Raw genomic sequence first — 20,484 nt, 5'->3', positions numbered from 1 at the left:
ATGACCAGCAAATTGATCCACGGCTATGAAGTCGTCATCGGCTTCGAGACCCACACCCAGCTCGCCACGCAGAGCAAGATCTTCAGCCGCGCCCCCACCGCCTTTGGCGCCGAGCCCAACACCCAGGCCTGCGCGGTGGACCTGGCCCTGCCCGGCACGCTGCCGGTGATGAACCGTGAAGCGGTGGCCTGCGCTATCAAACTGGGACTGGCCCTGGGCTCCCACATTGCGCCCGTGAGCATTTTTGCGCGCAAGAACTACTTCTACCCCGACCTGCCCAAGGGCTACCAGATCAGCCAGTTCGAGATCCCGGTGGTGCAAGGCGGCGAGGTCGCGTTCTTTCTCGGCGACGAGAAGAAGACCGTGCGCCTGGTGCGCGCCCACCTGGAAGAAGACGCGGGCAAATCACTGCATGAGGACTTCATCGGCCAGTCGGGCATCGACCTCAACCGCGCCGGCACGCCGCTGCTGGAGATCGTGACCGAGCCCGACATGCGCTCGTCCGAAGAGGCCGTGGCCTATGCCAAGGAACTGCACAAGATCGTCACCTGGATCGGCATCTGCGATGGCAACATGCAGGAAGGCAGCTTCCGCTGCGACGCCAACGTGTCCGTGCGCAAGCCCGGCGCCGCTTTAGGCACGCGCCGCGAGATCAAGAACCTGAACTCGTTCAAGTTCATGCAGCAGGCCATCGACTACGAAATCCGCTGGCAGATCGAGCAGATCGAGGACGGCCACGCGATCCAGCAGGCCACCGTGCTGTTCGACCCCGACACCGGCGAGACGCGCGCCATGCGCACCAAGGAAGACGCAGCGGACTACCGCTACTTTCCTGACCCAGACCTGCCGCCGCTCCACATTTCAGCGCAATGGGCGCAGGAACAGCGTGCGCTCATGGCCGAGTTGCCCCGCGCCATGGCGGCGCGCTTCGTGGCGGACCATGGCCTGCCCGAATACGACGCCACCACGCTCACGCAAAGCAAGGCCATGGCCGCCTACTTCGAAGCGGTGGCCACGGCCTGCGGGCAGCCGAAGCTGGCCAGCAACTGGATCATGGGCGAGATGTCGCGCCGCCTGAACGCGGGCGAGATCGGCATCGAGCAGGCACCGGTGTCTTCTGCGCAACTGGCTGCACTGATCGCGCGCATCGCTGACGGAACGATTTCCAACAACGCGGCCAGGCAGGTGTTTGATGCGCTGTGGAACGGTGAATCGGCCGACGTGGACGCCGTCATCGAATCCAAGGGCCTCAAGCAGATGAATGACAGCGGCGCACTGGAGAAGATCATCGACGAGGTGATCGCTGCCAACGCCGACAACGTGGCGCAGTTCCGCGCAGGCAAGGACAAGGCCTTCAATGCGCTGGTGGGTCAGATCATGAAGGCCAGCAAGGGCAAGGCCAATCCGACGCAGGTCAACGAGTTGCTGCGCGCACGGCTCGCAGCCTGATTTTGCGGGGCACGGCGCACTGGCCTGCCGGCGCCGCCTTCAGCGCGTGGCGGCAGGCAGCAACACGTCGGAGGCTGCGGCGGCAGGCGCCATTTGCGCAGCCCACAGCCTGCGCAGCTGCGCCAGCTCTGCGTCGTAGCGCTGGTGGATGCGGCGTTTTTCCAGCTCCTGGTTGAGCACGAAGCGCCGTTGCTCCGCCATGCCTGCATCGTTTTCGGCCATCTTGCGGCGCAGCGCCATGGGGGCCTTGGCGGGATCCCGCTGGTAGAACTCCATTTCGGTTTCCAGGGCCTTGCGCTGCTGCTGCAGTTCCAGCACGCGCTTCTCGGCGACGGTGGTGACGTCCTCCAGCAGCTGAATGGCCGAGGCACGCTCCTTATCGTGGGCCGCCTTGTCCGGGTAGCGGGCAGTGAGAACCCGCTCGCGGCGGCGCTCTTCCTGCTGGCGGGCGCGCTCCTCAGCCTCCTTGCGGCGCTGCACTTCCAGGGCGGCCCGCTCCTGCTCGGTGAGGGAAGGACCAATCTGGCGCCGCACGGTGCCCGTGGGGCCCAGTTCACGCTGCTCGCGGTCCATGCATTCGGCGATGGGGCGGTCCGCCGTCAGGCGGCGCCCCTGGCGATCGACACAGGTGTAGATGCTGCCGGCATTGGTCTGCTGCGCCCACGCGCACTGCGCAGCCATGCTGGCCATCACACCGACTCCCATGATCCACGCCCATTTGCTCAACTGCATGACCCTTGGTTGACTCCATACCGCTGGCGATAGGCCAGCACCCGCGCGTGGTGCGCGCTCATTTCCCCCCCCCCTGTTTCGGAAAGATAGAGCAATAAGTCTGCCAGGGTTGCAATGGCGCACACCTGCATGCCCAGCTGGTGGCGCACATACTGCACGGCGCTGTGCGCTACGTCCTGGCCATTCTCGGTGGCTTTTTCCTGGCGATCCAGTGCAATGGCGACCGCATGCGGCACAGCGCCAGCGGCGCGGATGATGGCGATGGACTCGCGTGCGGCGGTGCCTGCCGACATCACGTCGTCAATGATCAGCACCCGCCCCTGGAGGGGGGCACCCACCAGGGTACCGCCTTCCCCATGGTCCTTGGCTTCCTTGCGGTTGTAGGCGAAGGGCACGTTGCGCCCCCGCCGCGCCAGTTCCACGGCCACGGTCGCAGCCAGGGGAATGCCCTTGTAGGCTGGACCGAACACCATGTCGAACTCGATCCCGCTGGCCAGCAGGGCTTTTGCATAGAATTCAGCAAGGCGGCCCAGCTTGTCCCCATCGTCGAACAGGCCGGCGTTGAAGAAGTAGGGACTCAGGCGCCCCGCCTTGGTCTTGAACTCCCCGAACCGCAGCACCCCTGCCTCAACGGCAAAACGGACAAAATCCTGCGCCAGACGACCCTGCTCAGGGGTTGGCGCGCCAACATTCACCATGGAAATTCCTTGTTCAAGTTAACCAGCCTCAATCTCAACGGCATCCGTTCCGCCACCAGCAAGGGCGTGGAACCCTGGATCGCAAGCATGCGGCCGGATTGTATTTGCGTGCAGGAAGTGAAGGCCCAGGCCGCCGATATCGCCACGCGTTTCGAACAGCTTGCCGGGATGAACGGCCATTTCCACTTTGCCCAGAAAAAGGGCTACTCGGGCGTCGGCATCTACACCCGCCATGAGCCCAGCGATGTCGTGGCCGGCTATGGCTCGCCCGAGTTCGACGCCGAGGGCCGCTACATCGAACTGCGCTTTGACACACCCGCGCGCAAGCTGTCCATCATCAGCGCGTATTTTCCCAGCGGCTCGTCGGGCGAAGATCGCCAGCAGGCCAAGTTCCGCTTCCTGGAAGAGTTCCATCCGCATCTGATGGCCGCCAAGGGTCAGCGCGAATTCATCCTGTGCGGAGACATCAACATTGCCCACCAGCCGATCGATCTGAAAAACTGGCGCAGCAACCAGAAAAACAGCGGCTTCCTGCCCGAAGAACGCGCCTGGATGACAAAACTGTTGCACACAACTGATGCCGGCGGAGGCCTGGTGGACGTTTACCGCCAATTACAACCCACGGCCACCGACACCGCCTATACCTGGTGGAGCAACCGGGGGCAGGCCTATGCCAACAACGTGGGGTGGCGCCTGGATTACCACCTGGCCACTCCCGCACTGGCGGCCCTCGCACGCACCGAGCACATCTACAAGACCGAAAAATTCTCGGACCATGCGCCCATCACCGTGGATTACGACTTCACGCTCTGACGGCCGCCCTCGCCCCCTCTCTCGGCAGACCACCCCATGACAACAACGCCCGAAACGATTGTCACCACGCCAACCCCGTGCTTTACCCCTCCGGATACGGATGCTTTGTGGAAACTGGTCACCACCCCCCATCCGGTGGTGGGAAAGGCGCGCCACCTGGGTGAAGCCCTTTTGCAGGCCGGCATCATCAGCGAGCAGACGTTGCTGGAAGGCCTGCAGACCCAGAAAGCCGAACAGGAAATAGGCATCCGACGCCAGGTGGGCCAGATCCTGGTGGACCGCGGCGACGTGACACAAGACCAGTTGAAGCACGTGATTGACAGCTGGCTGGGCGAATACATGGTCAACCCCGCCCACCTGACGCCGGATGCCATATCGCTGGCGCTGGTGCCCCGCGCGGTGGCCGAGCGCGAATCGGTGCTGCCCTTGCTGGCCCGCGGGGACGCGCTGGTGCTGCTGATGGCCGACCCTTGCGACCGCATACTGCTCGACGAGCTGCGCTTTCTGACCCAGCGGCGCCTGATTCCGCTGCAGGCAGCGCCAGGCACCCTGGTGCCCGCCATCGCCAAGGCCTACAGCGTGCAGCCGCGGACCCAGCGGGGTTCGCCCGCCGGGGCGGGTGCGCACAACAGCCCTGCCGTTGCCTCTCGCGCCACGTCCCAGGAACTGGCCGTCAACCTCACTTCCACGGCCCCCGACAGCGAGGCCGAGGCGGCCGACGTGATCAGCGAGTCGGACAACACCCTGGTACGCCTGATCAATTCGGTGATTGACGAGGCCATCATCCACCGCGCCTCCGACATCCACATCGAAACCGAACCCGCCCCGCTGAACGTGCGCGTGCGCCTGCGCATCGACGGCGATCTGACGCCCTACCTCGAACTCCCGGCACGCTTTCGGTTTGCCATGGTGGCCCGCATCAAGATCATGGCCAACATGGACATCTCCGAGCACCGCAAGCCGCAGGACGGGAAGATCGACTTCTCGCGCTTTGGCGGCCCGCCGGTCGAGCTGCGCGTGGTCACCGTGCCCACCTCGCGCGGGCTCGAAGACGTGGTGCTGCGCCTGCTGGCCGGCGCCAAGCCCCTGCCGCTGGAAGCCATCGGCCTGAGCCCCTCCAACCTGGTGGCCATGCGCGGCGTGATGAAGAAAAGCTACGGCCTGGTGCTGGTGTGCGGCCCCACGGGCTGCGGCAAGACCACCACGCTGCATTCGGTGGTGCGCGACATCAACACCGCCGGGCGCAAGATCTGGACGGCCGAGGACCCGATCGAAATCACCCAGAGCGGCCTGCGCCAGGTGCAGGTGAATCCCCGCATCGGCTGGACCTTTGCGGCCGCCATGCGCACCTTCCTGCGCGCCGACCCCGACGTCATCATGATCGGCGAAATGCGCGACGAGGAAACCGCGCGCATCGCCATCGAGGCCTCGCTCACGGGGCACCTGGTGTTGTCCACGCTGCACACCAACTCGGCCCCCGAAAGCATTGCGCGCTTGCTGGAGATCGGCCTGGACCCCTTCAACTTCTCCGACTCGCTGCTGGCCATCCTCGCGCAGCGCCTGGTGCGGCGACTGTGTACTGCCTGCCGCGAGCCCCATGTAGCCGACGAGGACACCCTGCTGGGCCTGGCCTCGCAATACCTTGCCAGCGGCACCGGCAATACCCAGGAGGCACACAGCACCCAGGTGGCGCGTTGGCGCCAGCAGCATGGCGATGCCTCGGGATCCGTGCGCCTGTGGCGCGCGGTAGGCTGCAAGGAGTGCGAGCACCACGGCTACCACGGCCGGCTGGGCATCCATGAGCTGATGCTCAGCGACGACCCCATCCGCCAGCACATCCGCCATCGCGCACCCGCCTCCGATATCCGCCATGCAGCCCTGGCGGCCGGCATGCTCACCCTGCGCCAGGACGGCATCGAAAAGGTGCTGCAGGGCCTGACCGACATGGCCGAAGTGGTGGCGGCCACCAACCTGTGACAGGATCAATGCCCAATGGGCGGCCCGCGCTTATGCAGCAAGCGCCGCAGGCGATATGAGCAAGAGCATCCACCTCGCCTCCGAGCCGGGTCGGCGCTACGGTTCTCCGGTGCTGGCCCCGGCATTTCCGGCAGGTTGCCAGACAAACTGGTAATGCGCTGGCGGCACGCCCGGCCGCACCTTGTGGAACGGCAGGCGGACCGACTGCATGGCCAGCGCCGGCCTGCCCGCGCTCGCGCCGGCCCACCAGCCGGGTTCCAGACGGTCTTCGCGCGAAATCAGCAACCAGCCCTGGCCTGCCGTTCGCGCGCGCGCCAGGTGGCTGGCGACACAGGTGGAGACGCCCTGGCTCGACGTGCAGACATTCACAGGGGCCCGGGGGAACCGGGTGAGCAGCGCGCCCGCCAACATGTGATCGGCAGCGATGATGGGGCTGACACCGTCGTAGCCCGCCTGCCGCAGCGCGTTGCCCAGTTCCACCACTGGATGGTTGAGTTCGTCCGGGTGGCCGCGCAGGCCGGTGACCCAGGGACGCAGCCCCGCAGCCAACAGAAAGAAGAGCGCGATGAAGACGACGGCAGCGCTGTAGCGGCCAGCACGCGGGTGGTGCTGCAGCTCCGGCCGCGCTGCGAAAACCGCCAGCGGTACCATGCACAACAGCGGCAGCACCCAGCGCCCCTCAAAATGGGTCACGCCCGCCGCCAGCACCATGCCCAGCAGGACCAGCAGGGCCAAAAGGACATAGCGCACAAAGATCTGCTGCGCCCAGGGTGCGACGGGCGTCAGCGGCCGGCGCCACCAGGCCGAGCGAAACACCGCCAGCGCGACCAGCGCCCACAGCGCCAGCATGCCCACAATGGCGCCCAGCAAGTCAAGCAGCCCCCTACCCAAAGCCCGCTCGGGCTGGATTTCCATCTTGGCCAGGGTGCCCGCCGTGGCCTCCTGCAGGTGCGAGGCCAGCCAGATCGCATGCGGCAAGACCACCAGTCCCCCCATGATCAGCACCCACCACCAGCCGCGCGCAAACAATGCCCGTCGGGCCTGCGGCACTGAAAGCGCCGCCACCAGCATGAGGGCAATGACCAGCGCAAAGCTGTACTTGGCCAGCAGGCCCACCCCGCACACCAGCCCCAGCAAGGCAAAGTCCACCGGCCGGGGCCGCTTGACGATGCGCAGCAGCAGCCACCAGGCGCCGCAGGCCATGGCGGTCACCAGGATGGAGTGCGTCTGGTCGCGGACAGAATCCCAGCCCAGGGAGGGAAACAGCAGCATGCTGGCCGAAGCCCACCACGCACCGCGCTGACCGAGCAATTCGCGCCCGGCCAGCCACATCAGCGCGTAGGTCAGCGCCAGCAGCATGTGCTTGAGCAGCGACAGCGCCAGCACGGACGGGCCGAACACCTGGTTGGTCAGCCATTGCAGCCAGGTATAGAGCGGCGGCTGGGCGCCATAGCCCAGAGCGAGCTCCCGCGACCACAGCATCTGCTCGGCCTCGTCCCATTTCAATGCGGGCGACACCGCCACCCGCACCACGACATGCGCCAGTGCAATCGCCAGCAGCCAGGCCAGTGGATGCGCCATCAGGGATCGGAAAGACAACGGGGTGCGGGGCACTGCAGAAACGTTCATGTTCTCGGGGGCTGGACGTTGCGCCGCCAAGACCGGCTGCCGGCGCGGGTGGCGGCACTGCAGGGCACAATCGCGGCATTATCCCTCCCCCGCTACAGTTGTCCATGAATACCGCCCGCACCGCGACACCCGATGTTTCCATCGTGGTACCGATCTACAACGAGTTCGATAACCTGACCGACCTGGTGGAGCGCATCGCCCAGGCCATGGCGCAGCAAGCGCTGACGTTCGAACTGTTGACGGTGGACGATGGCTCCACGGACGGCAGCGTGGACAAACTGCGTGAGCTGGCCGCCACGCGCGCCTGGCTGCGGCCCGTTTTTCTGGCGCGCAACTATGGCCAGTCCAGCGCGCTGCAGGCCGGCTTTGACCGCGTGCGCGGCCGCTATGTGGTCACGCTGGACGCCGACCTGCAAAACGAGCCCGACGACATTCCGCTGCTGCTGCAACGGCTGGAGACCGACCACCGCGTGGACATGGTGTCCGGCTGGCGCAAGGACCGGCAAGACGCCGAGCTCTCGCGCAAGCTGCCCTCGCGCATCGCCAACTGGCTGATCTCGCGCTCCACCGGCGTGTACCTGCACGACTACGGCTGCGCGCTCAAGGCCTACCGCCGCCCGATCATCGACCGCATTCGCCTGTACGGGGAACTGCACCGCTTCATCCCGTCGCTGGCCAAGGAAGCCGGTGCGCGCATCACCGAAGTACCGGTGCGCCACCATGCGCGCACCCGCGGCGTGTCGAAGTACGGCATCGACCGCACCTTCCGCGTCATTCTGGACCTGATCCTGATCGTGTTCTTCATGCGCTACCGCCAGCGCCCGCTGCACGCGTTTGGCGGGCTGGGCCTGTGGCTGATCGCACCGGGTTCGCTGATCCTGCTGTGGCTGCTGGTGGAAAAGCTCATGGGCCATGCCATCGGCGGCCGGCCGCTGCTGCTGGCCGGCATGGTGCTGGTGCTGGTGGGCGCGCAGCTGGTTGTCGCCGGGCTGATCGGTGAGATGCTGATGCGCATCTACCACGAGGCCGGCAACAAGCCACAGTTCCACGCCGAAGAGTACCAGGCAGATACGGCTGCAGCGCCCGTACCGCCAGCGCCAGCAGCTACCAAAATAGTCGCTTGAAATCGTCCCGCAAAATCCTGCTGCGCGCCCTTCTGGGACTGGCGCTGCTGGGCGCGGTGCTGGCGCTGGCCGACCCGCGCCGGGTGCTGGCCAGCCTGGGGCAGGCCCATCCGGGCTGGCTGCTGGCAGGGCTCGCCGCCGCAATCGCCTCCAACCTCGTGTCAGCGCTGCGCTGGCGGGCGCTGGCGCGCTGGCTGGGGGCGGACATGGGCGTGCGCGACGCCATTCGATGGTACTTCCAGGCCATCGGCCTCAATGCGCTGCTGCCGGGTGCGGTGGTGGGAGGCGATCTGTACCGCGCCGTGGTGCTGCGCCGCACCGGGCAGGACGCCGTGGCCTCCAGCTGGTCGGTGGTGCTCGATCGCGTGAGCGGGCTGTGGATGCTGTGCGCCATTGGCGGGCTGGGCGCAGCCGCCAGCGCCGACACGCTGGGCGCGGCACTGGGGCTTGCACCCGCACTGCTGCGGGGCGTGGCACTGTGCGGCACGGCGCTCTGGCTGGTGCTGCCCTGGTGCCTGCCGGCACTGCTGCGGCATGGCGCCAACTGGAGCTGGCTGGCACCGTTGCGAACCGCGGCACTGCGACCGGATTTTCAGCGCCAGCTCGGCAGGCAGGCATTGGCTTCGGGAGCCGTCCAGGTGCTGTCGGCGGTAGCACTGGCGGCGGGTGGGCTGGCGCTCGGCATACAGCTGCCACCCACGGCATGGGCCTGGGCCATCGCCCCCGTGTTCCTGATGGCGGCGCTCCCCGTCAGCGTGGGCGGCTGGGGCACCCGCGAGGCGGCGGCGGTCGCCGCGCTGGCGCCGTTTGGGGTGGCAGTCCCTGCCGCCGTGGGCGCCGCGATGCTGTACGGCGTTTATGGCCTAGTGCAAGGTGCGCTGGGAGCGCTGGCGTTCGGTCTGCCGTCGCGCGGCCAAACGGCTGCAGTGATCGAACCGGCGCAAGACGGCCACGGAAACTGAGGTACTGCCGCCGCCTCAGCGCCCCAGCGCCTTGGCGCTGACGCCGGCAATGCCCCAGTTCTCCTTGGGAACATCGTGGATCCACACGCGCACGTTGGCCGGCGGCGCACCCACGGCATCCACGAGGGCCTGGGTCACCTTCTCGATGACGGCCTTCTTCTGCTCTTCGGTGCGGCCTTCGATCATGTAAATCTGGGCAAATGGCATGGGGATGTCCTTGGAAGTCTCAAAGCATGGGCTGGGCGCATTGCCGGTGGGCGATCAGTCGAGCTTGATGCCCAGTTTCTGGATCAGGCTGCCCCAGCGCGTGTTTTCAGCACGGATGAACTCGGCAAACTGCTGCGGCGTGTTGACCTTGATGTCGGCGCCGATGTTCTCGAAGGCCGCCAGGGCGGGTGCGGTGGCTGCGCCGGTTTTCCAGGCATCGGCCAGCTTGTTGACGATGTCGCGCGGCGTGGCCGCCGGCGCAATCAGCCCGAACCAGGTCACCACATCGAAGCCGGCAACGCCCTGCTCGGCCACCGTGGGCACGTTGGGCAAGGCGCGCGAGCGCTGGGCCGAGGTCACGGCTATCACCTTGAGCTTGCCCGACTTCACGTTGGGCAGGGTGGTGGTCAGCGAGCTCTCGAAGCTCAGGGGAATCGTGCCGGCCAGCAGGTCCTGGGCGATCTGGCTGGTGCCCTTGTAGGGGATGTGGGTGAGTGCAATGCCAGTGGCGGATTGCAGCAGCTCGGCCGCCAGGTGGGTGCTGGTACCGATGCCCGAGGTGCCGTAGCTGAGCTTGCCGGGGTTGGCCTTGGCATAGGCGACCAGTCCCTTGAGGTCATCGAACGGCGCGCTCGGGTGCGCCACGATGGCGCAGGGCGTGAACCCCACCAGCGACACCGGCGCCAGGTCTTTTTCCACGGAAAACGACAGCTTGGGATAGAGCGTGGGCGCAATGGCCAGGCTGCTGATGGCCGACAGGCCGATGGTGTAGCCATCGCCCGCCGCCTTGGCCACGGCGTCGGTGCCGATGTTGCCGCCGGCGCCGGCCTTGTTCTCCACCACCAGCTGCTGGCCCAGCTTGTCGCCCATCGCCTTGGCCGCCGTGCGGCCCATGATGTCGGTCGGCCCCCCCGGCGGGAATGGCACGACCAGCTTGATCGGCTTGGCGGGCCAGGTGTCCTGCGCCCAGCTGGCCAGAGGGAACGCGGCCAGGGATGCCGACAGGGCGGTGCCCATGCCGGTGGCGATGAAATGTCTCCGTTGCATTGTTTCTTCCCTCTTCTGTTAAACAAAACGAACCGACACGCTGCCCAGGTTCTGGATGCGCAGCGTGACGTTGTCGCCTGCCTGCACCGCCACGGCCTCGGTGATGCCGCCCGACAGCACCAGGCTGCCGGCCGGCAGCGACTGGCCGCGCCGGCCCAGGTGGTTGACCAGCATGGCCACGGCGGCCGCCGGGTGCCCCAGCACCGCGGCGCCAGCGCCCACGGCCACGGGCTGGCCGTTCTTTTCGAGCACCACGCCCAGCGTGCGCAGGTCCACGTCGCGGGCCGCGGCAATGCGCCCGCCGACCACGAAGCGCGCGGCCGAGGTGTTGTCGGCCACCACGCTCTTGAGGTCGAACTTGAAGTCGCGGTAGCGGCTGTCGATGACTTCGATGCCGGGCAGCACCACGTCGCTGGCGGCCAGCACGGCGCCGATGTGGCAGCCAGGGCCCTTGAGTTCGGTGCGGGTGATGAAGCAGATCTCGGGTTCGACCTTGGGGTGGATCAGGTCGCCGACCTGGATCTCCGCGCCTTCAGGGACGACGAACTCGTCCACCAGGAAGCCGAAGACCGGATCGGTCACGCCCATCTGCTTCATCTTGGCGTGCGAGGTCAGCCCCGCCTTGTAGCCGACCACGCGGGCGCCGCGCGCCAGCTTGCGCGCCAGGATGCGGTCCTGGATGGCGTAGGCGTCATCCCAATCCATGTCGGGATGGGACTCGGTGATCTTGAGGGTGTCCTGGGCCTTCAGCTGGCAGTTTTCCAGGTGGTCGGCCAGCTGGTCGAGGGTGGATGCGTTCAATGCCATGTTCTTGTCCTTCAAGCTGTCTGCAGGCCGCGCGCCTTGGCGAGGGTGAGCGCGGTGTCTTCGATCATGTCTTCCTGGCCGCCGACCATGCCGCGGCGGCCCATCTCGACGAGGATTTCGCGCGCCGGCACGCCGTACTTCTGGCTGGCGCGCTTGGCGAACAGCAGGAAGGAGCCGTACACGCCGGCATAGCCCAGCGTGAGCGCGTCGCGGTCGATGCGGATGGGGAAGTCCATGATGGGCACCACCAGGTCTTCGGCCACATCCTGGATCTTGAACACGTCCACGCCGGTCTCGATGCCCATCAGGTCGCACACCGCCACCAGCACTTCCATGGGCGTGTTGCCGGCACCGGCGCCCAGGCCGGCGGCGGCGGCATCGATGCGGCTGCAGCCCACCTCGATGGCGGCCAGGCTGTTGGCCACGCCCATGGCGAGGTTGTGGTGGCCGTGAAAGCCCAGCTCGGTCTCAGGCTTGAGGGCCTGGCGCACGGCGCCGAGCTTTTCCTTCACGTCGTGCGGCAGCATGTGGCCGGCCGAGTCGGTGATGTAGATGCAGTTGGCGCCGTAGCCTTCCATCAGCCTGGCCTGCGTGACCAGGCCTTCGGCGCTGTTCATGTGGCTCATCATCAGAAAGCCCACGGTGTCCATGCCCATCTTGCGCGCCAGGGTGATGTGCTGCTCGCTCACGTCGGCCTCGGTGCAGTGCGTGGCCACGCGGATGGTGCTGACGCCCAGTTCATGCGCCATCTTCAGGTGGTCCACGGTGCCAATGCCGGGAATCAGCAGCGCCGAGACCTTGGCCTGCTTCATCAGGGGCACCACGGTGCCCAGGTATTCCTCGTCGGTGTGCGCGGGAAAGCCGTAGTTGACCGAGCTGCCGCCCAGGCCGTCGCCATGGGTGACCTCGATCAGGGCCATGCCCGCGGCGTCCAGGCCGCAGGCGATGGTCTTCATCTGCGCGAGCGTCATCAGGTGGCGCTTGGGGTGCATGCCGTCGCGCAGCGTCATGTCGTGCAGGCGGACTTTCTTGCCTTGAAGGGTGTTGGTCATGTGCGGTTTCTCCTTACGCAGCCACGGGTTCGAGCGTGAGCGAACCGGACAGGACTTCTTCGGCAAACATCTCCGCCGTGCGGGCGGCGGCGGCGGTCATGATGTCCAGGTTGCCGGCGTACTTAGGCAGGTAGTCGCCCAGCCCCTCGACTTCGAGGAACACGCTCACGCGCTTGCCGTCGAACACCGGGCCATTGACCAGGCGGTAGCCGGGCACGTACTTCTGCACTTCCTTGAGCATCGCGTGGATGGACTCGGTGATCCTGGCCTGGTCGGGCTCGCCTTCGGTGAGGCAGTGCACGGTGTCGCGCATGATCAGCGGCGGCTCGGCCGGGTTGATGATGATGATGGCCTTGCCCTTTTTGGCACCGCCCACCTGCTCGACCGCACTGGCTGTGGTGCGGGTGAACTCGTCGATGTTCTTGCGCGTACCGGGGCCCACCGACTTGGACGACACGGTGGCCACGATCTCGCCATAGGCCACGGCCTGCACGCGGCTCACCGCCGCCACCATGGGGATGGTGGCCTGGCCGCCGCAGGTGACCATGTTGACATTCATCTCGGCCTTGCCGACATGCTCCTTCAGGTTCACAGGCGGCACGCAGAACGGGCCGATGGCGGCCGGCGTGAGATCGATCATCAGCGCGCCCTGGGCGTTGACCTTGCGGCTGTTTTCGGCATGCACATAGGCGCTGGTGGCGTCAAAGACGATCTGCACGCCGTCCTGCCGCATGTGGGGAATCAGGCCGTCCACCCCTTCGGCGGTGGTCTTGATGCCCATCGCGCGGGCGCGCTTCAAGCCGTCGGACTCGGGGTCGATGCCCACCATCCAGACGGGCTCCAGTACCGGACTGCGCTGGAGCTTGGCCAGCAGGTCGGTGCCGATGTTGCCGGGCCCGATCAGGGCGCATTTGATCTTCTTGCTCATGGAAATTCCTTGTGTCAGACGAAGCGGACGGAGCAGCCACCGATGCCACCCATGGTCACGCGCAGGTTGTCGCCCGCGGCGACCGGAACCATGATGCCGAGCGAACCCGACAGCACGACCTCACCCGCCTCCAGCGCGATGCCGTGCTGGCCCAGCGTGTTGGCCAGCCAGGCGACGGCATTGGCCGGATGGCCCAGCGCAGCGGCTCCGGCGCCGGTGGCGACGATGTCGCCGTTCTTCTCCAGCACCATGCCGACGGTGGCCAGATCAACATCGCGCGGATCGACCAGGCGGTCACCCAGCACGAACACGCCGCACGAAGCGTTGTCGGCCACGGTGTCCTGGATCTTGATCTTCCAGTCCTGGATGCGCGAGTCGACGATCTCGAAGCAGGCCATCACGCCCTCGGTGGCGGCCAGCACGTCGGCGGCCGTGATGCCGGGGCCCTTCAGCGTCTTTTTCAGCACGAAGGCGATCTCGCCCTCGGCCTTGGGCTGGATCAGCGTGCCGGCGGGGATGGCCTGGCCTTCGTTGTAGACCATGCCGTCGGTGAGCCAGCCAAAGTCGGGCTGGAACACGCCCAGCATGTCCATCACCGCCTGGCTGGTCACGCCGATCTTCTTGCCCACCACGCGCTCGCCGGCGGCCAGGCGGCGCGCCAGCATGCGTTGCTGGATGGCGTAGGCGTCGTTGATGGTGATATCGGCATGGCGCGCGGTCAGCGGCGCCACGGTGCGGCAGCCCTTCAGGGCGTCGTAGAGCTCGTCGCCGAGCTGCTCGATCAGTGGTGCTTGCATGAAGTCCTCGATCTCAAAGGGAATGGGGTTCGTCGGTTGCAGCCTCGGCCAGGAAATCGCCCACCAGGCGGGCAAAGCGCGCGGCGTGTTCGATCTGCGTCCAGTGCCCGCACTGGCCGTACACGTGCAGCTGCGAGCGCGGGATCCAGTTGGACAGCGTCAGCGAGGTGGACAGCGGGATCACCTGGTCGTCGCGCCCATGCACCACCAGGGTCTGGTGCGGCAGGGCGCGGATGTCTTCTTCGCGACTGGCCATGGCATCCACCCAGCGCTGGCGGGGCGCGGGGAACATGGCCGAGAACGACTCCTGGAAGCCCGGGCGGATGCTGGCTTCGTAGCGCATGCGGGCGAGGTCGTCGCTCATCAGCCCCTGGTTGAAGGCAAAGTAACCCATGATGGCGCGCATGTTCTGCACCGACGGGGTGTAGCCCCACACGGCGTCCAGCCCCTGCGTGATGGGAAAGTGCACGCCCACGCTGCCCATCAGCACCAGGCGGCGCACGCGTTGCGGGTGGCGGATGGCCAGCGCCAGGGCCAGTGCACCGCCAAAGGAGTTGCCGACCAGGTCGGTTTTCTCGATGCCCAGCGCGTCCAGCAGGCCCACGGCCTGGCGTACCCAGCTGTCCATGTCATAGCGCTGGCCTGCCGGGCGGTCGGTGAAGCCGAAGCCGACCATGTCGGGCGCGATCACGCGCGCCTGCTTGGCCAGCTCGGGCATCACCAGGCGCCAGTTGGCCCATGCCGACACGCCGGGGCCGGAGCCGTGGATCATCAGCAGCGGGTGGCCGCTGCCCAGGTCGTGGTAGTTGGTGCGGATGCCCGCTGCTTCGATGCGGTGCCCGATCTCGGGGTGGGAGGCGGTGGCGCTCATCAGAAATATCTCTTTGCTACTTTTATAGGAGCATCTAGCGCTTGCCGAGCAATCTCTAGAAGCCGATTCAACTTAAAACTTCACCATCACGTTGCGCAGATCGGTGTAGAACTCCAGCGAGTGCACACCGCCTTCGCGGCCGATGCCCGACTGCTTGGAGCCGCCGAACGGCGTGCGCAGGTCGCGCAGGAACCAGGCGTTGATCCAGCACAGGCCCACCTCGATCTGCTGCGCCAGGCGGTTGGCGCGCGCAAGGTCCTGCGTGAAGACGGCGGTGGCCAGGCCGTAGCGGTTGGCGTTGACCTTGCCCAGCACTTCTTCTTCGCTGTCGAAGGGACTGATGTGGCAGCAGGGGCCGAAGATTTCTTCGGTCACCACGGTGGCGGTCTCGGGCAGGCCGGTCCAGATGGTGGGCTGGATCCACGAGCCGTTCTTCAGGTCGCCGGGCATGTCGGGGATGCCGCCACCGGTGACGATGGTGGCGCCCTGCTCCTTGGCCGTCTGGTACAGGCCCAGCACCTTGGCCTGGTGCTTCTTGCTGATCAGCGGGCCGATCTTGGTGTCCTTGTCGAAGGGCAGGCCGGGTTTCATGCTCTCGGCGCGGTCCTTCAGTGCGGCCACGACCTTCTCGAAGATCGGGCGCTCCACGTACACGCGCTCGGTGCCCAGGCAAACCTGGCCGGCGTTCTCGAAGCACGAGCGCGTCAGCGTGTCGATGGTGGTCTGGAAGTCGCAGTCGGCAAACACCACGGCGGCGTTCTTGCCGCCCATCTCCAGCGACACCGGGCGCACGCCATTGGCGGCCGCCTTCATGATGATGCTGCCGGTGCGCGTTTCGCCGGTGAAGGTGATGCCGTTGACGTCGGGGTGTTCGGTCAGGAAGGAGCCGGCGGAATTGGCGCCAAAGCCGTGTACCACGTTGTACACGCCCTTGGGCATGCCCACCGCGTTCATCACCTCGCCCAGCAGCGTGGCGGTGGCGGGGGTTTCCTCGCTCGGCTTGACGACCACGGTGTTGCCGCAGGCCAGCGCCGGGCCGACCTTCCAGGTCATCAGCAAGAGCGGCAGGTTCCACGGGCAGACCACGGCGATGACGCCACGCGGCACGCGCACGCCGTAGCTCAGCGCGGTCTTGCCGTCGGGCGTGCGCATGTTGAACGACTCGGTGGCCGTGCTCTTGATGGTGTCGATGAAGATCTGGAAGTTGGCGGCGCCGCGCGGAATGTCCACATGCGAAGCCAGGTGGTGCGGCTTGCCGGTGTCGGCAATCTCGGCCTGCAGGAAGTCGTCGAAGCGGCGGTTGATCTCGATCGCCACGGCGTCCAGCAGCTTGCAGCGCTCGGCGACCGACAGTCGGCCCCAGTCGCCCTTGAGCGCCGCTTTGGCCGCGGCGACAGCGGCATTGACTTCCACCTGGCCGGCTTCGTAAATATCGCCGATGACGCTGCCGTTGACCGGGTTGATGTCCTGGAACGTCTTGCCGCTGGTGTTGCGAACATATTCGCCGTTGATGAAATTCAGAATCTGTTGCATGGTGACTTTCTTATCTCGCAAGCACTGACTGGCTGTAAAGATAGGGTGGGAGGCTCATACTGTCCAATACCAAATTTTCCAAATCTGATACCTTCGAGGTATTAAAAAAAGGAGATGCACAGTGGATTTGCGCCAGATGAAATACTTTCTTGCGCTCGCCCAGGAGCTGCACTTCGGCCGGGCAGCAGCGCGGCTGCACATGGCGCAGCCGCCCCTGACACGGCAGATCCGGGGGTTGGAGGACGAACTGGGAACCCCTTTGTTCCGGCGTACCGCCAAGGGCGTGGAGCTGACCGCCGCCGGCCAGGCACTGCTGGACGAGGTGCCCAACATCCTGTCGCTGACGCAACGCGCGCGCGACCGCACGCAGCAGGCCGGGCAGGGGCTGATCGGCCTGCTCGACGTGGGCATCTTCGGCTCGGGGGTGCTGGACGTGATCCCCCGGCTGCTGGCCACCTTCCACCAGGCACGTCCCGAGGTGCGCATCGAACTGCACAACCTGACCAAGGGCGAACAGTTGCAGGCGCTGCGCGAGCGCCGCATCACCATCGGCTTCAACCGGCTGGTGCCCCCCGAACCCGGCTTGGAGGTACTGAACGTGCTCCAGGAAACACTGGTCGTCGGCCTGCCGGAGACCCATCCCCTGTGCGCACGCCCGGAGATCACGCTGCGCGACCTGGACGGCGAGCCGATGATCGTCTACCCCAACGCCCCCCTGCCCGGGCTGGCCCAGGAGGTGGCCAGCGCCTTCCACCGCGAGGGCATTCGCCTGAACGTGGTGCAGGCGGTGGAAGATGTACTGACCTGCGTGGCCCTGGTGGCGGGCGGTTTTGGCGCCTGCATCACCACCCATTCGGCCACCAGCCTGCGCCTGCCGGGTGTGGTGTACCGGCCGCTGCGCTCGCGCCACCTGCGCGACATCGAGCTCAGCTGCCTGTACCGCACCGACGACATGTCGCCGGTGCTGGCGGCATTTCTGGAGGTGGTGGGTGCGTTTTCCAACGCCCAGAGCAAGAAGGGCCAGGACGCGGGCGGGCGGGATTGACCCTGCCGGGGCCATGGATGGTAGGTCGGCCATGGTCTTCCCGTCACGCCCCGGAAGGCGCAAGCCCCAGCGCCTGCAAGCCGGCGACCGCGATGGCTTCGTCCTGCGCTTCGCTGCCACCCGAGACGCCGATGGCGCCGATGCGCATGCCGCCCTCCACGATGGGCAGTCCGCCCCCAAAGGCGACAAAGCGCGGGCGCAACACCAGCCCCTCCCGCACCGCGGGTGAATGCTGTTGCAGGACCGCATGCCACTGGGAAGTCGGCAGACCAAAGCCCGTGGCGGTGTAGGCCTTGTCGATGGCGATATCGACCGAATGCAGCGGCGCACCGGGCATGCGCACGAACGCCGCCAGAACCCCGGCGGCATCGACCACCGCCACGTTGACCTGCACGTCCAGGGCGGTGGCGGCCTGCACCGCTGCCGCCACGGCGCGCAGGGCCGCAGTGGCATCGATCACGCGCTGCTCCCGGCTGAGAGAGACAACACCGGATCCAATGCTGGGATCTGGCATGGACATGGCGTTCAGAAGGCCTTGACCATCGTCAGCCGCACCAGGTTCCCCTTGGGCTGCGGGCCGGTGCCGGCTTCGGCGCGAAACTCCTTGTAGATCGCGCCCTTGAGGAACACCCCTGCGGACGCAATCGGATACACCAGCTCGGCGCCCAGCGCGTGCCGCGAGGACCGGTCGGCGCTGGCGCCCGGACCGCTGTCGTTGCTGGCCTGCCACTGGCTGTAGCCCACCACCCCCGCCTGCACCGTGCCAAACACCTTGGCCAGCCCCCACTCCACCGTGGCCTGGTTGCCATGGCGAAAGCCACTGTCGTTCTTGCCATGGCGCTCGAAACGCATCAGGGCCGAACCCGAAATCGTCTTGGCGGCATCGAAGTAGTAGGTCGCACCACCGGTCAGCATCGTGCTCTTGAAGCCCTTGCCCGCCGATGCCGGATCGTCGGTGTTGCCCGAATCCAGCCACATGCCGGCGGCAGCCACGGCATCCCACTGCGCGCCGTGCCAGCCCAGCACCAGGGGGCCGACGTAAACGTCGCCCACACCCGAACGGCTGTCCGCGATGCCCGCGGCATTGATGGTGAGCGAGGTGCGCACCAGCGGCACGATGGCCTCGACACCGTAATCGGCGCCCAGCACCTTGTGGCCCGTCATCCAGACAAAGCGATTGGCCAGCGCGGTGACGGTGCCGCTGTTGTGCCCCGGCAGGTCGGTGCTGGAGCCCGGTGCGCGAAAGCTGTTGATGTTGTAGTTCACCACATAGCCCAGGTAATAGAAGCCAGGCGGCGGCACGCTGGCGGCCTGGGCACCTTCCACACCGGGAACGTAATGGCCTTCCGCCTGGGCGGCCAGGGGCGCCAGGCTGCCCAGACCCGCCAGCAGGGCGGTCGCTGCAAATGTTTTCTTCATGGGTTTTCTCGTACAACGAAGCAAAGAGGAAATAACGGAGCCGGGGCGCCGCTTCAGGTGTACACGTCCGTGAAGGACGCCACCAGTTCACCGGTGTGGAAGAAGATCCCGCTGCCCAGCTTGTCTTCGCTCCAGGTGGTCACGGGGCGGTCGGGCTGCGCCAGGTAACCGAGGCCGGCAAAGGTTTCGTTGCGGTTGCCGCTGGGGTCGAAGAAGTAGATGGTCTCGCCGCGCGTGATGCCATGGCGCGTGGGAGCCACGTCGATCTTGACCTTCTTCTTGGCCATGACATCGGCGGCCTTGAGCACGTCATGCCACGAATCCAGGAAGAACGCGATGTGGTGCAGGCCGCTGACCGGGCCGCCCACAAAGGCGATGTCGTGCGGCGTGGTGGTGCGCGCCATCCAGGTGGCGGCCTGCATGTCGCCCTGGGGGCCGACCAGCACCTGCTCGGTCAGGAAGAAGTCCAGGCATTCCTTCATGAAACGCGTGTTGTCCTGCACTTTGTTGATGCCCGCCTCGGGGTTCATCTCGCACATCAGCAGCAGGTGGTCGAGCCAGTGCGCGCCCGCGCCCCGGATGCCGTCGGGCCAGGGATCGGGATTGACGGTGCCCACGTCGGTGCCCACGTATTCCTTCATGGCATACAGGCGCATTTCGTGGCCGCTGGGCAGGTGGAACTGCAGCATGCGGCCGGTGGAGGGCAGCGTGCCTTCCGGCAGCAGCGTGGTCTGGATGCCCCAGGCCTCGATGCGGGCCTGCAGCGCCTCCAGGTCCTCGTCTTTCTCCACCTTGTAGGCGACGTGGTTCAGGCCCGCACGGTCGCTGGGCGTCAGGATGATCGAGTATTTGTCCCACTCGTCCCAGCACTTCAAATAGACGTTGCCGGCGTTGTCCTTCATGACCGTCTTGAGGCCCAGGACCTCTTCGTAGTGCTTGACGGCAGCGGCGATATCCATGACCCGCAGGCTCGCGTGGCCGATTCTCAGTACACCCATTTCATGTCTCCTTTGGTTGGTAAATCTTCATTGGTTCAAGTGGCAGGGCGTTGCGCCACCGAGGTGGTGCTGCCCAGAAAAGGTTTGCGCAATCGGGCGGCCACTTCCAGGCACACCGCCTGGGTGGGCGCCACGCGGCAGGCCAGCGTGTAGCCGTTGGCTTCTTCTTCGGTGCTGACATGCGCCCGGCTGACGGGCCCGAGCGACTGCACCGCCCCTTCCACAATGCGCACCTTGCAGACCCCGCAGCCGCCGTTGACGCAGCCGGCCGGGATGCCCTTGCGGCCCAGCCGCAACATGCCGGCCAGCAGGCTTTCGTTGGTGGCACAGTCAAAACAGTCGCCGGTCTGCGACACGCTGACGCGCACTTGCGAACAGGGGTTGGCTCCCATGGCG

21 protein-coding genes are annotated in these 20,484 nt (G+C 66.4%); 6 read left to right on the top strand and 15 right to left on the bottom strand.

Annotation, left to right across the window (positions count from 1 at the left end):
- Nucleotides 1-1,449, top strand: coding sequence for an Asp-tRNA(Asn)/Glu-tRNA(Gln) amidotransferase subunit GatB (gatB, locus tag K225_RS0102745; protein WP_026434982.1), 1,449 nt, complete (start codon nt 1-3; stop codon nt 1,447-1,449).
- 39 nt (nt 1,450-1,488) lie between these two features.
- Here the strand turns inward: gatB and K225_RS0102740 are convergent, their stop codons facing one another.
- Nucleotides 1,489-2,181 carry a hypothetical protein gene (locus tag K225_RS0102740; protein ID WP_051248616.1) on the bottom strand — a complete coding sequence of 231 codons (693 nt, stop codon included), beginning with the start codon at nt 2,179-2,181 and terminating at the stop codon, nt 1,489-1,491.
- Complete coding sequence (gene pyrE / locus K225_RS0102735) at nt 2,172-2,879, bottom strand: orotate phosphoribosyltransferase (protein WP_026434980.1); 708 nt, start codon at nt 2,877-2,879, stop codon at nt 2,172-2,174. The genes K225_RS0102740 and pyrE overlap by 10 nt, the downstream gene beginning before the upstream one ends.
- A 9-nt stretch (nt 2,880-2,888) precedes the next feature.
- Here pyrE and K225_RS0102730 point away from each other — a divergent pair, with 9 nt between their 5' ends.
- Entirely contained in the window at nt 2,889-3,692 is an 804-nt protein-coding gene (locus K225_RS0102730; RefSeq protein WP_026434979.1) for an exodeoxyribonuclease III, read from the top strand.
- A gap of 36 nt (nt 3,693-3,728) precedes the next feature.
- On the top strand, nt 3,729-5,669 hold the full coding sequence (locus tag K225_RS0102725; RefSeq protein ID WP_026434978.1) for a GspE/PulE family protein: 1,941 nt from the start codon (nt 3,729-3,731) through the stop codon (nt 5,667-5,669).
- Nucleotides 5,670-5,765: 96 nt separating this feature from the next.
- On the opposite strand, the gene K225_RS0102720 is transcribed toward K225_RS0102725, so the two are convergent.
- A complete protein-coding gene (locus tag K225_RS0102720; protein ID WP_026434977.1) occupies nt 5,766-7,298 on the bottom strand; it encodes a glycosyltransferase family 39 protein in 1,533 nt (510 codons plus the stop codon).
- Nucleotides 7,299-7,402: 104 nt separating this feature from the next.
- Between K225_RS0102720 and K225_RS0102715 the strand changes: the two genes are divergently transcribed.
- On the top strand, nt 7,403-8,422 hold the full coding sequence (locus K225_RS0102715; protein ID WP_026434976.1) for a glycosyltransferase family 2 protein: 1,020 nt from the start codon (nt 7,403-7,405) through the stop codon (nt 8,420-8,422).
- Entirely contained in the window at nt 8,419-9,384 is a 966-nt protein-coding gene (locus K225_RS20240) for a lysylphosphatidylglycerol synthase transmembrane domain-containing protein (protein WP_051248614.1), read from the top strand. The genes K225_RS0102715 and K225_RS20240 overlap by 4 nt, the downstream gene beginning before the upstream one ends.
- Before the next feature lie 15 nt (nt 9,385-9,399).
- Here K225_RS20240 and K225_RS0102705 read toward each other — a convergent pair whose 3' ends face one another.
- From K225_RS0102705 to K225_RS0102670, 8 genes are all read right to left on the bottom strand, one after another.
- Nucleotides 9,400-9,591 carry a 2-hydroxymuconate tautomerase gene (locus K225_RS0102705; RefSeq protein WP_026434975.1) on the bottom strand — a complete coding sequence of 64 codons (192 nt, stop codon included), beginning with the start codon at nt 9,589-9,591 and terminating at the stop codon, nt 9,400-9,402.
- A 54-nt stretch (nt 9,592-9,645) separates the two neighbouring features.
- A complete protein-coding gene (locus K225_RS0102700) occupies nt 9,646-10,638 on the bottom strand; it encodes a tripartite tricarboxylate transporter substrate binding protein (protein WP_026434974.1) in 993 nt (330 codons plus the stop codon).
- A gap of 18 nt (nt 10,639-10,656) precedes the next feature.
- On the bottom strand, nt 10,657-11,445 hold the full coding sequence (gene dmpH / locus K225_RS0102695) for a 2-oxo-3-hexenedioate decarboxylase (RefSeq protein WP_026434973.1): 789 nt from the start codon (nt 11,443-11,445) through the stop codon (nt 10,657-10,659).
- An 11-nt stretch (nt 11,446-11,456) separates the two neighbouring features.
- The gene (gene dmpG / locus K225_RS0102690) at nt 11,457-12,497 is read right to left on the bottom strand and encodes a 4-hydroxy-2-oxovalerate aldolase (protein WP_034711606.1); all 1,041 of its coding nucleotides are present in this window, start codon (nt 12,495-12,497) and stop codon (nt 11,457-11,459) included.
- Nucleotides 12,498-12,510: 13 nt separating this feature from the next.
- Complete coding sequence (locus K225_RS0102685) at nt 12,511-13,425, bottom strand: acetaldehyde dehydrogenase (acetylating) (protein WP_026434971.1); 915 nt, start codon at nt 13,423-13,425, stop codon at nt 12,511-12,513.
- A 14-nt stretch (nt 13,426-13,439) separates the two neighbouring features.
- The gene (gene dmpE / locus K225_RS0102680; protein ID WP_026434970.1) at nt 13,440-14,222 is read right to left on the bottom strand and encodes a 2-oxopent-4-enoate hydratase; all 783 of its coding nucleotides are present in this window, start codon (nt 14,220-14,222) and stop codon (nt 13,440-13,442) included.
- Between the two features lie 13 nt (nt 14,223-14,235).
- On the bottom strand, nt 14,236-15,093 hold the full coding sequence (locus tag K225_RS0102675; protein WP_026434969.1) for an alpha/beta fold hydrolase: 858 nt from the start codon (nt 15,091-15,093) through the stop codon (nt 14,236-14,238).
- A gap of 72 nt (nt 15,094-15,165) precedes the next feature.
- Nucleotides 15,166-16,626, bottom strand: coding sequence for a 2-hydroxymuconic semialdehyde dehydrogenase (locus tag K225_RS0102670; RefSeq protein ID WP_026434968.1), 1,461 nt, complete (start codon nt 16,624-16,626; stop codon nt 15,166-15,168).
- 121 nt (nt 16,627-16,747) lie between these two features.
- Between K225_RS0102670 and K225_RS0102665 the strand changes: the two genes are divergently transcribed.
- Complete coding sequence (locus K225_RS0102665) at nt 16,748-17,671, top strand: LysR substrate-binding domain-containing protein (protein ID WP_026434967.1); 924 nt, start codon at nt 16,748-16,750, stop codon at nt 17,669-17,671.
- Nucleotides 17,672-17,714: 43 nt separating this feature from the next.
- Here the strand turns inward: K225_RS0102665 and K225_RS0102660 are convergent, their stop codons facing one another.
- The 4 genes from K225_RS0102660 to K225_RS20235 are packed head-to-tail and all read right to left on the bottom strand — an operon-like array spanning nt 17,715 to nt 20,480.
- On the bottom strand, nt 17,715-18,191 hold the full coding sequence (locus tag K225_RS0102660) for a heme-binding protein (protein ID WP_238323171.1): 477 nt from the start codon (nt 18,189-18,191) through the stop codon (nt 17,715-17,717).
- Nucleotides 18,192-18,196: 5 nt separating this feature from the next.
- Entirely contained in the window at nt 18,197-19,090 is an 894-nt protein-coding gene (locus K225_RS0102655; protein ID WP_026434965.1) for a transporter, read from the bottom strand.
- Nucleotides 19,091-19,143: 53 nt separating this feature from the next.
- Complete coding sequence (locus K225_RS0102650; RefSeq protein ID WP_026434964.1) at nt 19,144-20,088, bottom strand: catechol 2,3-dioxygenase; 945 nt, start codon at nt 20,086-20,088, stop codon at nt 19,144-19,146.
- Nucleotides 20,089-20,123: 35 nt separating this feature from the next.
- Entirely contained in the window at nt 20,124-20,480 is a 357-nt protein-coding gene (locus K225_RS20235; RefSeq protein WP_034711604.1) for a 2Fe-2S iron-sulfur cluster-binding protein, read from the bottom strand.
- Nucleotides 20,481-20,484 lie beyond the last annotated feature (4 nt).

Origin of the sequence: Acidovorax sp. JHL-9, from assembly GCF_000426205.1 — a bacterium.
In the GTDB taxonomy this organism is placed as follows: domain Bacteria; phylum Pseudomonadota; class Gammaproteobacteria; order Burkholderiales; family Burkholderiaceae_C; genus Acidovorax; species Acidovorax soli.
Note: the sequence above shows the minus strand (reverse complement) of the source record. Positions and strands in the feature narration are given on the sequence as shown.